The sequence below is a fragment of the Planctomycetia bacterium genome, from assembly GCA_021413845.1.
Classification (GTDB): domain Bacteria; phylum Planctomycetota; class Planctomycetia; order Pirellulales; family PNKZ01; genus PNKZ01.
Map to the genome: position 1 here is coordinate 1 of JAIOPP010000001.1, position 14056 is coordinate 14056.

Annotated in this window: 7 protein-coding genes; 3 read left to right on the forward strand and 4 right to left on the reverse strand. The window is 62.1% G+C overall.

Annotated elements, in window-relative coordinates; all coding sequences use genetic code 11:
• From K8U03_00005 to K8U03_00015, 3 genes are all read right to left on the reverse strand, one after another.
• The coding region (locus K8U03_00005; GenBank protein ID MCE9603265.1) for a HAMP domain-containing protein at positions 1-3991 on the reverse strand (3991 nt) is incomplete at its 3' end.
• A gap of 530 nt (positions 3992-4521) precedes the next feature.
• Positions 4522-5787 carry a hypothetical protein gene (locus K8U03_00010; protein MCE9603266.1) on the reverse strand — a complete coding sequence of 422 codons (1266 nt, stop codon included), beginning with the start codon at positions 5785-5787 and terminating at the stop codon, positions 4522-4524.
• Between the two features lie 144 nt (positions 5788-5931).
• A complete protein-coding gene (locus K8U03_00015) occupies positions 5932-6696 on the reverse strand; it encodes a lysophospholipid acyltransferase family protein (protein ID MCE9603267.1) in 765 nt (254 codons plus the stop codon).
• 337 nt (positions 6697-7033) lie between these two features.
• Between K8U03_00015 and K8U03_00020 the strand changes: the two genes are divergently transcribed.
• The gene (locus tag K8U03_00020) at positions 7034-8470 is read left to right on the forward strand and encodes a hypothetical protein (GenBank protein ID MCE9603268.1); all 1437 of its coding nucleotides are present in this window, start codon (positions 7034-7036) and stop codon (positions 8468-8470) included.
• 60 nt (positions 8471-8530) lie between these two features.
• Complete coding sequence (locus K8U03_00025; protein ID MCE9603269.1) at positions 8531-9178, forward strand: DUF1080 domain-containing protein; 648 nt, start codon at positions 8531-8533, stop codon at positions 9176-9178.
• A gap of 161 nt (positions 9179-9339) precedes the next feature.
• Here K8U03_00025 and K8U03_00030 read toward each other — a convergent pair whose 3' ends face one another.
• Positions 9340-11346 (reverse strand): hypothetical protein, encoded by a 2007-nt coding sequence (locus K8U03_00030; protein ID MCE9603270.1) that lies wholly within the window; start codon positions 11344-11346, stop codon positions 9340-9342.
• Between the two features lie 276 nt (positions 11347-11622).
• Between K8U03_00030 and K8U03_00035 the strand changes: the two genes are divergently transcribed.
• A complete protein-coding gene (locus K8U03_00035; protein MCE9603271.1) occupies positions 11623-14052 on the forward strand; it encodes a DUF1549 domain-containing protein in 2430 nt (809 codons plus the stop codon).
• Positions 14053-14056: the final 4 nt, after the last annotated feature.

The window sequence follows — 14056 nt, forward strand, 5'->3', positions numbered from 1 at the left end:
GCAAGTTGCCGTCGGCGACCGCGGTGACCACTTTCACGATTCCGCGCACCTGATCGGTGAGGTTCGACGCCATGAAGTTGACGTTATCGGTGAGATCTTTCCAGGTGCCACCGACGCCGGACACCTGCGCCTGCCCGCCGAGTTTCCCTTCGGTGCCCACTTCGCGCGCCACTCGCGTTACTTCCGAAGCGAACGCATTGAGCTGATCGACCATCGTGTTGATCGTATTCTTCAGCTCGAGGATTTCACCCTTCACGTCGACCGTAATCTTGCGCGACAAGTCGCCGCGCGCCACGGCCGTGGTTACTTCGGCGATATTGCGCACCTGGGCCGTGAGGTTCGAGCCCATCGTATTGACGGAGTCGGTCAGATCTTTCCACGTACCGGCCACGCCCGGCACCACGGCTTGCACGCCGAGCCGGCCTTCGGTGCCGACTTCGCGCGCCACGCGCGTTACTTCGGAGGCGAACGAGCGCAACTGCTCGACCATCGTATTGATGGTTTCCTTGAGTTGCAGAATTTCCCCGCGCACGTCGACCGTGATCTTCTTCGACAAGTCGCCGTTCGCCACCGCGATCGTCACGTCGGCGATGTTGCGCACCTGGCTCGTGAGGTTGTTCGCCATCGAGTTGACGTTGTCGGTGAGATCCTTCCAGGTCCCTGCCACGCCCGGCACGGCCGCCTGTCCGCCGAGCTTGCCGTCGGTGCCGACTTCGCGCGCCACGCGCGTCACTTCCGACGCGAACGCACCGAGCTGCTCGACCATCGTGTTCATGGTCTCTTTGAGCTGGAGAATCTCTCCCTTCACGTCGACCGTGATCTTGCGCGACAAATCGCCGCGCGCGATAGCCGTGGCGACGTCGGCGATGTTGCGGACCTGCCCGGTCAAGTTCGAGGCCATCGAGTTGACGTTGTCGGTCAAGTCTTTCCAGGTACCGGCGACTCCCGGCACTTGCGCCTGTCCGCCGAGCTTGCCGTCGGTGCCGACTTCGCGCGCCACGCGCGTCACTTCCGACGCGAACGCCCGCAACTGCTCGACCATCGTGTTCATGGTCTCTTTGAGTTCGAGGATTTCCCCGCGCACGTCGACCGTGATCTTCTTCGACAAGTCTCCGTTCGCCACCGCGATCGTCACTTCGGCGATGTTGCGCACTTGCGACGTGAGGTTCGAGGCCATCGAATTGACGTTTTCGGTCAAGTCCTTCCAGGTGCCGGCGACCCCTTCGACCGCCGCCTGCCCGCCGAGCTTCCCTTCGGTGCCGACTTCGCGCGCCACACGGCTCACTTCGGACGCAAACCCGTTGAGCTGATCGACCATCGTATTGATGGTCTCTTTGAGTTGCAGAATTTCGCCGCGCACGCCGACCGTGATCTTCTTCGACAAGTCTCCGTTGGCGACGGCGGTCGTCACTTCGGCGATGTTGCGCACCTGGCCCGTCAGGTTCGACGCCATGAAGTTGACGTTGTCCGTGAGATCTTTCCACGTACCGGCGACGCCCGGCACCTGCGCCTGCCCGCCGAGCTTTCCTTCGGTGCCGACTTCGCGCGCCACGCGGCTTACTTCGCCGGCGAAGGCGTTGAGCTGATCGACCATCGTGTTGATCGTGTTCTTCAGCGCGAGGATTTCTCCCTTTACGTCGACCGTGATCTTGCGCGAAAGATCTCCCTTCGCCACGGCCGTCGTCACTTCGGCGATGTTGCGCACCTGGCCCGTCAGGTTGTTCGCCATCGAGTTGACGTTGTCGGTGAGATCTTTCCAGGTACCGGCCACGCCCGGCACTTGCGCTTGTCCGCCGAGCTTGCCGTCGGTGCCGACTTCGCGCGCCACGCGCGTCACTTCGCCGGCGAACGAGTTGAGCTGATCGACCATCGTATTGAGCGTGTTCTTCAGTTCGAGGATTTCACCCTTCACGTCGACCGTGATCTTCTTCGACAAGTCGCCGTTGGCGACCGCCGTGGCGACGTCGGAGATGTTGCGGACCTGACCGGTGAGGTTCGACGCCATCGAGTTGACGTTGTCGGTCAAGTCTTTCCACGTACCGGCGACTCCGAGTTTTCCTTCGGTGCCGACTTCGCGCGCCACGCGGCTCACTTCGCCGGCGAAGGCGTTGAGCTGATCGACCATCGTGTTGATCGTGTTCTTCAACTCGAGAATCTCGCCGCGCACCGCGACCGTGATCTTCTTCGACAGGTTGCCGTTCGCCACGGCAGTCGTCACTTCGGCGATGTTACGGACTTGCGACGTCAGGTTCGTCGCCATCGCGTTCACGGAGTCGGTCAGATCTTTCCAGGTTCCGGCGACGCCGCGCACTTCGGCCTGCCCGCCGAGTTCTCCTTCGGTGCCGACTTCGCGCGCCACGCGCGTCACTTCCGACGCAAATCCGTTGAGCTGATCGACCATCGTGTTGATCGTATTCTTCAACTCGAGGATTTCTCCGCGCACGTCGACCGTGATCTTCTTCGACAAGTCTCCGTTGGCGACGGCCGTCGTCACTTCGGCGATGTTGCGCACCTGGCCCGTCAGGTTCGACGCCATGAAATTGACGTTGTCCGTGAGATCTTTCCACGTACCGGCGACGCCCGGCACCTGCGCCTGCCCGCCGAGCTTTCCTTCGGTGCCGACTTCGCGCGCCACGCGCGTCACTTCCGACGCAAACCCGTTGAGCTGATCGAGCATCGTATTGATCGTGTTCTTCAGCGCCAGGATTTCACCCTTCACGTCGACCGTGATCTTGCGCGAAAGATCTCCCTTCGCCACGGCCGTCGTCACTTCGGCGATATTGCGCACCTGGGCCGTGAGGTTCGAGGCCATCGAGTTCACCGAGTCGGTGAGATCTTTCCAGGTGCCTGCCACGCCCGGCACGGCCGCTTGTCCGCCGAGTTTTCCTTCGGTGCCGACTTCGCGCGCCACGCGCGTCACTTCCGAGGAGAAGCCGTTGAGCTGGTCGACCATCGTATTGATGGTCTCTTTCAATTCGAGGATTTCACCCTTCACGTCGACCGTGATCTTGCGCGACAAGTCGCCGCGCGCCACGGCCGTCGTCACGGCCGCGATATTGCGCACCTGGGCCGTGAGGTTCGAGGCCATTGCGTTCACGGAGTCGGTCAGATCTTTCCACGTACCGCCGACTCCCGGCACCACGGCTTGTCCGCCGAGGCGACCTTCGGTGCCGACTTCGCGCGCCACGCGCGTTACTTCCGACGCGAACGAGCGCAATTGATCGACCATCGTATTGATGGCCTCTTTCAGTTGCAAAATTTCCCCGCGCACGTCGACCGTGATCTTCTTCGACAAGTCGCCGTTCGCCACCGCGATCGTCACGTCGGCGATGTTGCGCACTTGGGCCGTGAGGTTGCCGGCCATCTGGTTGACCGACTCGGTGAGGTCTTTCCACACGCCCGACACGCCGCGCACTTGCGCTTGTCCGCCGAGCTTTCCTTCGGTGCCGACTTCGCGCGCCACGCGCGTCACTTCCGACGTGAACACCGAGAGCTGCTCGATCATCGTATTGACGAGCTTCGCCGAGCGCAAGAATTCTCCCTTCAGCGCGCGACCGTCGACTTCCAATTCCATCGACTGACTCAGATCCCCTTTCGCCACGGCGCCGATCGCGCGGGCCACGTCGGAAGTCGGGCGCACCAAGTCGTCGAGCAGCGTGTTGATCGATTCGGTTTTCGCAGCCCAACCGCCGATCGCTCCCGGCAGCGTCATGCGCTGCTTGAGCCGTCCTTCCTTGCCGACGGAAACGCTTAAGCGCTTGATCTCGTTCGAGATCTGTTCTTCGTGGTCGATCGTTTGGTTGAATGCTTCGGCGATGCGCCCGTCGATGCCGAGCCAATTGCCGGGCAGGCGGACGGAGAAGTTGCCGTCGCGAAAGGCCATGATCGCCGTAAGAACTTGCCGCGAACGCTGTTCGGCGGAGTCGTGCAAGGCGGACGCTTTGTCCGTGTGTTCCGAAGAATCGTTGTCGAGCGTCACGCTCGGAGCCATGCCGGCGCGGTAACCGGATTTCGTCTCTTCGGTCATAATGTCACACCTGGTGTCGACGTCGGATCAAGCGACTCGGTACAGCACATCATCTCGAATGATTCGTATGCAATTTGCCCAGACCTTAGACCCGGCTGGAAACCTTCTCCATTCGCTTTAAATGTCGTAGCCGGCAGGATCCCTGTTTCCGGCAACCTTCATTTCCGGAATATAGCCGCAAGCGCCAGAAGAATTCAAATCTCTCCGGTGAATTCAAGTCCGTCGTACGGCGTCGGATGCAGCTAGCGGCGCGCGTCGAGTGTCGATCTTCCTATGTGGGAAGACGCACGAAGAGGAAGCACTTTGAGCCGATTGCCGTGGTCCGATTGCACGACATTCAGCGGTAGAATTGCTCGCGACGGGTTCCGGATTTTCGCTGGAAATCCGGCGTCGAATCCGGTCGTTCGGCTTAGGGCGATTACACTCGGTGGCGAACTTACGCCACGGCCTGATCGGAGGTAGAAACCGTACGCGATCGGATCCGGAATCGGGGGCTATTGCGACTTCTCGAGGAGCGCTTGGAGTTTCGGAATCCTGACTCCCGCTTCCTTCCCGGCTGCGGAGTCGGGACTGTCGTCCTGAACTTGCTGCCAGAGCTCGATCGCTTTGCGGAGCATGCCGCCCCGCTGCGCTTCATACTGAGCCGGCAGCGCGCCTGAGCCGTAGCCATCGATCGAGCGCGCTTCGGCCGCTAAGTAGCGGCGCTGCTCGGCGATGTCGTCGGCTTCCCAAGGACGTTCGGCGCGCGCTTCGTATTCGCCGAGCACGGTGAGCGCCGCATCGGCCGCGGCGACGTCGGGCCAACGGGTCGCGATCCCTTGAAGTTGCATCAGACCCGAGTAGACGGTTGCCGGCTTCTGCAATCGGAGCTTGGCTTCCTTGAGAAGCGCGTCGGCCCATTCGCTCCGGCTCGGAACATCGCTGCCGCCGATGCGCATCGCCGGCCATTGCGTAGCCTTGCGCTTGCGGTCGACGGCTCCTTCTTCGAGCCACGCGAAGACCGGTGCGAGGGTTTGTCCGTCGGGGATGCCGTGCCCGAGGCCGGCTACCGTCCAACGCTTGGTGCGCACTCCGACGTCGGTGAACATCGGCTCGCGCAAGCGTTCGAGCTCGGCGCGGTTGAAGTCTTGCTCGCCCGTCACCAATGCGACACTGATGCGATCGGAGGCGCGCTGCCGTAGCCACGACTCTTCGCGCAACTTCTCGGCCCCGCATACCGGGATCACGCCGCCGAAGTATTCGGGGAGCCCGAACACGATGCCGCAGGCGATCCGCGAACCGCCCGAGAAGCCGCCGAGGTAAGTTCGGTCGGGATCGATCTTCTGGCGGCGCGCTATGTCGTCGATCACGTCTAGCACGATGCGCGCGCGGCGCGGCGCCGGGCAATTGTTTCCCGCGCCGAACGGGCTCGCGAAAATGACCCCTGCCTTCCGGCAGACCGTTTGCCATTGGCTCCAACCCGCGGGCGTGTCGCCGGCGGAAATGAACAGCACCACCGGCGCCGGTTTGCGACGATCGAGGTTTTCCGGAACGAAGAGTTCGTATCGCTGCTCCGTCGAATCGTAGCCCGCAAGCCAAGCCGCCGGCGGTTGCGCGGGGCTCTGGTTCGCGACGGCGAAAATCCAGTCGAGCCGCGTCGGTGCCGCGACTTTCACTTGCGCGTGGTAGCCGACGAGCGCTTCGGCTGCGCGTGCCGTAAGTGGAAAGGCAGTTTGCAGAGCGGCGCAAAGCACGACGGAAAGGATGCAAGTTTTCGTCACGATGAACACTTCGGGCTAAGTGAACGAAGTCTGCGGCGCATCTTCACACGAGGAAGAGGCTGCGACGTTTCGAGGATCTTCGCCGTTATCGTAACAGGACGAAAATCACATGCACTACCCGAACGGCATCCGGCTAAGAGAAAATCAGGCGGCAGCCGACCGATCGAGATCGGCACGATCGATTTTCGTGCGGCTAGGGCGTGCGAGAGGAGCTTGCGGCCGGCTTTCTTGATAGGCCGTCGTAGCGACGTTGGGGTGCGCGAGTTGCTCGGCCGCTTCGGTGAGTCGGTCCATTTCGCGTTGCACGTGTTCTTCGATCGCCGCCATTTCTTCGCGCGACGCGCCGCGCGGAACCGGAATCGGCTCGCCGGTAATCAGATAAACGGTCGAGAACGGCTTCGGGATCGAAAGGTTCGTCCAACTTCCCGGGATCTTCCAGTCGCGCGTGGCGGCGAAACCGCAAGGGACGATCGGCCGACCGGTATGTGATGCTAAAAACACCATGCCGGCTTTCGTGCGTCGTCGCGGGCCGCGCGGGCCGTCGGGGGTCATCACGATGTTGCGATCGTCGGGCAAGTCGATCATCTCGCGCATCGCCGACGCCCCGGCCCGGCTGCTCGAGCCGCGCACCAGACCGATGTCGCACATGCTCAGTCCTGAAGCCAAGAGCGAGCCGTCTTGGTGTTTGCTGACGAGCGCGACGGTTCGCTTATGTCGGCCGGCGAAGATCGGATATGCAGCGACATCGTGCCACACGCTGTAGATCACGGCCGGGCCGTCGCCGTGATAGGGATTGACGCTCGGATCGGCTTCGAGGAAGTGCATGCGCAGCGTACGAAACAATGTGCGACAAACAGCGACCGCGCAGCGGGCCATGATGCGATTGACCCGCGGGCTGTGGATTTTCATAAGAGGCCGATGCGCAGAGTGGCGAATGCAGAGGAGCAAGTGCGATGTTGTGTGTGGGCGGAAAGAGATCGCGAGCGCCGCCACGCCTGTAGTCTTTTTCCGGACGACGATGTACCCGGTTCTGCGCGCGGCGTCTATGTCGAATCGCGCCGCCCGCGGCATTCTCGGCCGCCCGGCGCAGGGGCAAAATTAGATTTCTCGGGGAATTGGCGGTCGAGACTTACGCGAGTTATGATCGTCGCATCAGTTGCAGCCGATTCATCCTCGGCGGACTTTCGCCCCGCTTGGCCTCACGTAAACTACGCCCCACGTAAATGGACCGCTTAAGGATCTGAGAATGCTTTCGTCGAACTCTACGCTTCGCCGTCTTTGGCTCGCCGCTTCCGGTTGCTTGCTCTTGGCGAGCGTCGTCGCACACGCTCAACAGGCTGAAAAGAAACCGGTCGTGAAAGCGGCGGCTTCGAAGCCAGCCGCCTCGAAAGTGGCAGCTTCGAAGCTGAAGCAAATGAAAGACGTTCCCTATCCGCCGACGCTTCCCGGCGGCGTCTCGAGCGTTACCGAGACGTCGGCCGATTTTCTGAAGCGGCCGGAGTCGATGTCGAGTGAAGTCGAAACGGCAACCACTCCGCCGACGGTCGACTTCGCTTACTACCCGGGCCAGAACTACCTCGGCGATCCGTGGTCGAACTGGGGCGACAGCATCGCGGTCGGCGACAAATACTATGCCTCGATCGGCGACCATGCTTCGCCGACCGGCAACGCCTTCATCTACGAATACGATCCGGCGGCGAAGACCTTTCGCAAAATCTTCGAAGTGAAGGAGACGCTCAAGGTGCCGGAGGGGAAGTATGCGCCCGGCAAGATTCATAGCCGGCTCGATCTCGGGAGCGACGGCAAGATTTACTTCTCGACGCACCGCGGCTCGCCGAAGACCGCCGCCGACGCCTACGACTACCGCGGCGATTGCATCTTCCGCACCGATCCGAAAACCGGCACGACCGAGATCGTCGTCGAAGGGGCCGTCGCGAAGCATTCGATTCCGACGAGCGTGCTGGATCCCGAGCGTTTGATTTTCTACGGCGGCACGGCGCACGGCGTCGATGCGCCGGCGAAAGGGATCCAGTTCGTCGCCTACGATTGCAAGAATAACAAGCTGCTGCAAACGAACGGCGACGGTCCGCCGCGCTATTTGCTGTTCGCTAAGTCGACCGGCTGCGTGTACTACGTTCCCGCGTCGAACGACGCCGGCCGGCTGGTGCGCTTCGATCCGAAAGTCGGCGGCGCTCCGGTGGCGATCGACGCCGTGTTGGGCGTCCGTGCCGCGACCCAAGAGACCCCGCAAGGGAAGATCTACACCGCTTCGACCGGCCAAGGCAAAGGGGATGCGATGCTCTGGTCGTTCGACGTAAAGACCGAAAAGGTCGAGCAACTCGGCAACGGCGCGGTCGGCTCGCAAGCCTACATCGCGTCGATGGATGCCGACCCGACGGGCCGTTACGTCTACTACGTGCCGGGTGCGCATGGGGGCAGCGAGCAAGACGGCTCGGCGGTCGTGCAGTTCGACACCGAGACGCGGCGCAAGAAAGTGATCGCCTTCCTGAATCCCGTGTTCCAAGGGAAGTACGGTGTCTCGCTGAAGGGAACCTACAGCACGGCCTTGGACCCCAAGGGAGAGAAACTTTTCATCACCTGGAACGCGAGCCGCGAGACGACGCCGTGGGACTGCTGTGCGCTGACGGTGGTGCATATTCCGGCGAGTGAGAGGAAGCCGTAGGGGGCAGTGGTCGGTGTTCGGTGGTCAGTGGTCAGTGGTCAGTTTGTTGGAGTTACTGTGATGCGAATTCTGGTTGGGATTTTGTTGTTGAGTTTGTTCGTTTCGGTGGCCGTTGCTGCTGAGCCCGAGGCGGGGTTTGTCTCGCTCTTCGACGGCAAGTCGCTCGCCGGATGGACGACGGCGCCGGGAGCTTACGCGGTCGAAGACGGCGCGATCGTCTGCGTGGCCGGGAGCAAGGGGAACTTGCTGAGCGAGCGCGAGTACGCCGATTTCGTGATCCGCTTCGACTTCAAACTTTCGCCCGGCGCGAACAACGGCCTTGCCATTCGCTCGCCGCTGAAGCAGACGGGCAACTTGCATGTCGAAGGGATCGAGCTCCAAATCCTCGACAACTCGGCCGAGAAATACAAAACGATCAAGCCGTATCAATACAACGGCTCCGTCTACGGCATCGTCGCGGCGAAGCAAGCAGGCTTGAAGCCGGTCGGCGAGTGGAACTCGCAAGAGGTCCACGTCGAAGGACGCCACATCAAGATCACGCTCAACGGCACGGTGATCGTCGACGCCGATCTCGACAAAGCGAGCACGCCCACCACGCTCGACGGCGTCGTGCATCCGGGCCTAGCCCGCCCGAAAGGCCATCTCGGCTTCCTCGGCCACGGCGACCGGATCGACGTGCGCAACATCCGAATTAAGGAATTAAAGTAGTAGGCACGTTCCACGTACCGTAACCACTTCCGCAACGAAGCTGTCGACGCATCACGCTTCGTTTCCTTGGCGGAACGCGATGCTTTAACAAGCTGCGTCGTGACCGGCCGGCTTACACCGGCCGCTCGCCCGGAGAGTGTCGCTTCATCGAACGTGCTTCGTCACGGCGACGGCCGATCGATTTCGATCCAACTCGCGGCCCCTGCGCGGCCTGTGATGTTGCGCGAGCGGACTTCGACGCGGTTCTTCCCCGGATGGAGTGCCCAGGTAAAGCCCGACTTCACCGGTTGCGCTTCGCCGTCGTCGATCTTGGCCGTGAAGGTCTCGAAGCCCGGCGTGACCGTGTCGCAATGGACTCGAAACTCGCCGTTAGACTGGGTCGGCTCGAGGGTGATGTGAACTTGGTTGACCGACCAATCCCAGTTTTCGCGGCGATGTTCGCGCAGGCCGTAGAGCATCGCGGCCGGCAGCGTGTCGTCGCTCCAAACGTGATGGCCGGTCCAGAACCAGCCGCGCATCCCTTGATTCAGCGGGAGCGGCACTTGCGTTTCGAGGAAGTTGCTGCGTGGAATCATCCGCAGCTCGACGAACGGCGGGAAGCTTTTGAGCCCGTCCCATTTGTACTTCGTCTCGGCGACGGTGCGCACCTCGACCGGCTTGAAATCCCGTTCCGCAAAGAACGCCAACTGTCGCTCGCGCAGCTCCAGGTGCGAGAGCGGAATCTTCGTTGCGAGGTCGACCAGGTACCAGCCGGTGTTGCCGTCGATATAGACCCATTTGTCGAAGTCGTTCGACCAAATTTCGCAGGTCTCATGGCCGGAGCGAATCTTGTCGGTCATGTTTCCGGAGCCGAGCGAGACGATCCGTCCGACGAGCCCGAAGCTTTCGCAGGCCTGCAACAACACGAGGTTGTACTGCTGACAAAAGCCGCCGATCGGCGTGCCGTCGTCGGCAGGTTTAAGAATCTCGCGGGCGTTCCACGCCGGATAGATTTTGTTGAGATGTCCCTTCTCCCAACGCTTCGTCGCCCACGCGGCAAGCCGCTCGATGAGCTCCCACTCGCTCTTGGCGCCGGCCGTGAGCTCGTCGAGCTTGTGCTCCTCGCGAAACCGCTTCAATTCGGGATGGTCGAACTTTTCGTAGGCGAACGGAATCGAGGAGCGGCGGAGCTCGGGGTTGTGCTTCCCGACGAGCTTGAGCGACTTCGTCCAATCGTAGATCAGCCGCGACGATGCGGAGATTTCCAAGCTCGTCAGTCGCGCCGTCGCGAGCGGAGTGGCTCCGATTTCGTAGCGAAGTTGCAGGTAGCGACCGGAACGATTGCCGTTTTCGACGAAATTCTCGGAGAGGGGCGTGTTGAGGTACTGAGTGGAGCCGCCGAATCGCGCCGTGTTGACATCGACCTTCGGCCGGATGTCGATCCGCGAAACTCTTTCCGAAGGGGGCGGAATCTCAAGGCCGGCGAGGTTGCCCAGATCGATGGGGGGCAACGTCAATATGCCCATCCGTGGATGCCGCTTCAGAAACAGCCGCACATAGTATTCGCCGTCGACGTCCCCCTTCGTCCCCAACTCGGTGTCGGTCCAGGTCTTGCCGCCGTCGCTGCTCTTCGCGCTGCGGTTCGGATGCTTCGTGCGGGTAGTCGAACCCTTAGCGAAGTCTTCGTCGCGCGCGATGAACACGCTGCCGGTGCCGCGCAGCACGATCTCATTCGGACCCTTCTTCAAGTGCGTCGGCGCGAAGCGAAACTTCTGCCAGTAGTTTCCTTCCTTGCCGAGTGGTTCGAGCGAGGCTTCGTCGCCGTTGATCACGGCTTCGATCTTGCCGCCGGTACCGACGAGCAGAATCGCTTCGTGCGTGCGAGGGTCGTCGACGAGGAGCGTCTTTTTGATCCGCACGTCGGGCCCAAGCTTCTCTTCGTTGGGTAAGTAAGAGAAGCCGGCGGCCGGGCCGTCGTCTTCGATCAATTCGCCGTCGATGAGCTCGATCGCCGTGCCGTCGGCCGAGAGCCGCAGATTAGTGCTGACTCCCTCGGCGAAGAGCTGCGCGGCGGTCCAGCGCCGCGTCGTGAGGGGATCGAGCGATTGAGCGAATGCCGAGGTCGCCACGGCGGTGACTGCGGCGGTGACGACGAAGAAAAGCCGGACGATCAACAACGGTTGCGACATGCGGATCACCGAGGCGGGGTGTGGGCTGAGCGGGGCGATTATCATCGTCCGCCCCGAGCGCGGCAAGTTGGGAGCCAGGGGGCGCGAAACGCGACTGCGGGTTCTATCAAATCTCCGTCGTCGCTCGACTCGCTCGACGACGGAATAACCGCTACGGCCGTTTGTCCGTTTTCGCGACTCCGATCTTTACCTTCCGGTGCCGACGTTGCATAATAAGTGTGTTCATTTTCCGACTTCCGTCTGCTCGCATCCTCCCACCTGTTGCGAACTTCCCGCATGCCGCACCTACTCGGCTGCCTACGCCTAGCCGCATTCCCGATCTGCTTTTGGGTCTGGGCCTGTTCGTTGTCTCAGGCCGACGCCGCCGAACCGCTGGAAGTAACTCCTGCGACGGTGACGCTCGATCGGCCGGAGAGCACGCTGCAGTTGCTCGCTACGATCCGAGCGGCCGATGGTCGGGCCGTCGATGTGACGCGCGCGGCGAAGTATCGGATCGAAGGTCCGGGACCGGCGAAGGTCGACGCCTTGGGGCTCGTCGAACCGGTGCGCGACGGCAAGACCACGGTCGTCGTCGAACATGCCGGCCGTGCGGTTCGCATTCCCGTCACGGTCGCCACGGTCGACCATCCGGTGCCTATCTCCTTTCCTCACGACATCCTGCCGATTCTTACGAAGACCGGCTGCAACACCGGCGGCTGCCACGGCAAAGCCGAAGGCCAAAACGGGTTCAAGCTCAGTGTCTTCGGCTTCGATCCGCAAGGAGACCATGCGGCGCTCACGATGGAAGGGCGCGGCCGACGCGTGTTTCCATCGGCACCCGACGAGAGCTTGCTGCTCCGCAAAGCGACGGCCGAAGAACCGCACGGCGGCGGCCAGCGGATGGAAGTCGATAGCCTCCGCTATCGCCGAATGAAGCGGTGGATTTCGGAAGGGGCCGGGTACGTTATCGAAGGTGCGCCGCAGGTCGTGCGGATCGAAGTCGAACCGGCGGAGCAGGTCTTACTGGCGCGCGAGAGCCGGCAAGTGCGCGTGTGGGCCATCGACGACAAGGGGGCCCGACACTGCGTGACGACCGAAGCCGAATACGAATCGAATGCGACGACCATTGCCGGAGTCGACGACCGCGGACTCGTGCAAGCCGCCGACATTCCGGGCGAAGCCGCGATCTTGGCCCGCTACCTGGGGCACGTCACCGCTTGCCGCGTTACGATTCCGCGGCCGGGCGTGAAGTTCACCCGCCCGCCGGAAGTGAACTTCATCGATCGCTTAGCGTGGGACAAGCTCGAACGCCTCGGCATTGAGCCGAGCCCTTTGAGCGACGACGCCGGCTTCGTGCGTCGCGTCTATCTCGACGTCATCGGCACGCTCCCGACCGCCGCCGAAGCACGATCGTTCCTGGCGGACAAAGCGGCCGACAAACGGGCGAAGCTGATCGATCAACTTCTCGCTCGGCCCGAGTATGCCGACTATTGGACGATGCGCTTCAGCGATGTGCTGCGCGTCGATCAATTCAAGATCACGCCGGCCGGCTCCGTGGCGATTACCCGTTGGTTGCATAAGCAGTTCTCCGAGAATCGGACGTACGATTCGATGGTGCGCGAGCTTTTGACCGCGAAGGGGAACGTGAAAGCGGAAGGCCCGGCGGCGTATTACAAAGCGCTGGATACTCCGGAATTGCTGGCGCGCGGCGTAAGTCAGACGTTCCTCGGCGTGCGCTTGGAATGTGCGCAGTGTCATCACCACCCGTCGGACAAATGGGGCCAAGACGACTACTACGCGATGGCCGCGCTCTTCAGCGGCGTGACGAACAAGAAGCTGGCCGGCGGGGGCGAAGCGGTCGTGCCCGGCTTAGCGAAGGAAGTGAAACATCCGCGCACGAACGCAGTGATCGCGCCGCGCACGTTGGGAGGCGAGCCGGTCGAGTTCGCGCCGTATGAAGATCGCCGCGCGCACCTGCTGCGCTGGATGGTCGCCGACTCGAATCCGTATTTCTCGACGATGATCGCCAATCGGCTCTGGTCGCACTACTTCGGCCGGGGCTTGGTCGAGCAGATCGACGACCTGCGCGCGACGAACCCGGCCACGAACGAGCCGCTGTTGAACGAGCTAGCGAAGCACATGCGCGCCTCGAAGTACGATCTCAAGGCGTTCACGCGTACCTTGCTCAACTCGCGCCTTTATCAACTCAGCTCCGAGCCGACGCCGAGCAACATCGGCGACTCGCAGAACTTCTCGCACGCCGCGCATAAGGCCCTCTCGGCCGAGGTGCTGCTGGATGCATTCTGCGAAACGACGGGCGTAGCCGAAGAGTTTCAAGGCTGGCCGTTGGGAACCCGGGCGATTCAAATTTGGGACAACCGCCTGCCGCTGTACTTCTTCCGCATCTTCGGCCGGCCGGTGCGCGTGACGGTGTGCGAATGCGAGCGGAGCAACGAGCCGAGCATCGCGCAGGCCCTGCATCTGATGAACTCGCCCGAGATGGGTGCCAAAATTCAAGACCGAAGCGGCCGTGCGGCGAAGCTCGCCGCTTCGACTCTGGCGGTCGATGTCGTGATCGAGGAGTTGTTTCTGACGGCGCTGGCCCGCCTGCCGCGCGCCGAAGAGCTCACCGCCTCGCGTTCGGCGTTTTCCGGCGATCGCCGTCGGGGTGCCGAAGATGTCTTATGGGCCCTGCTGAATAGTAAAGAGTTTCTCTACAACCGTTAGAGGT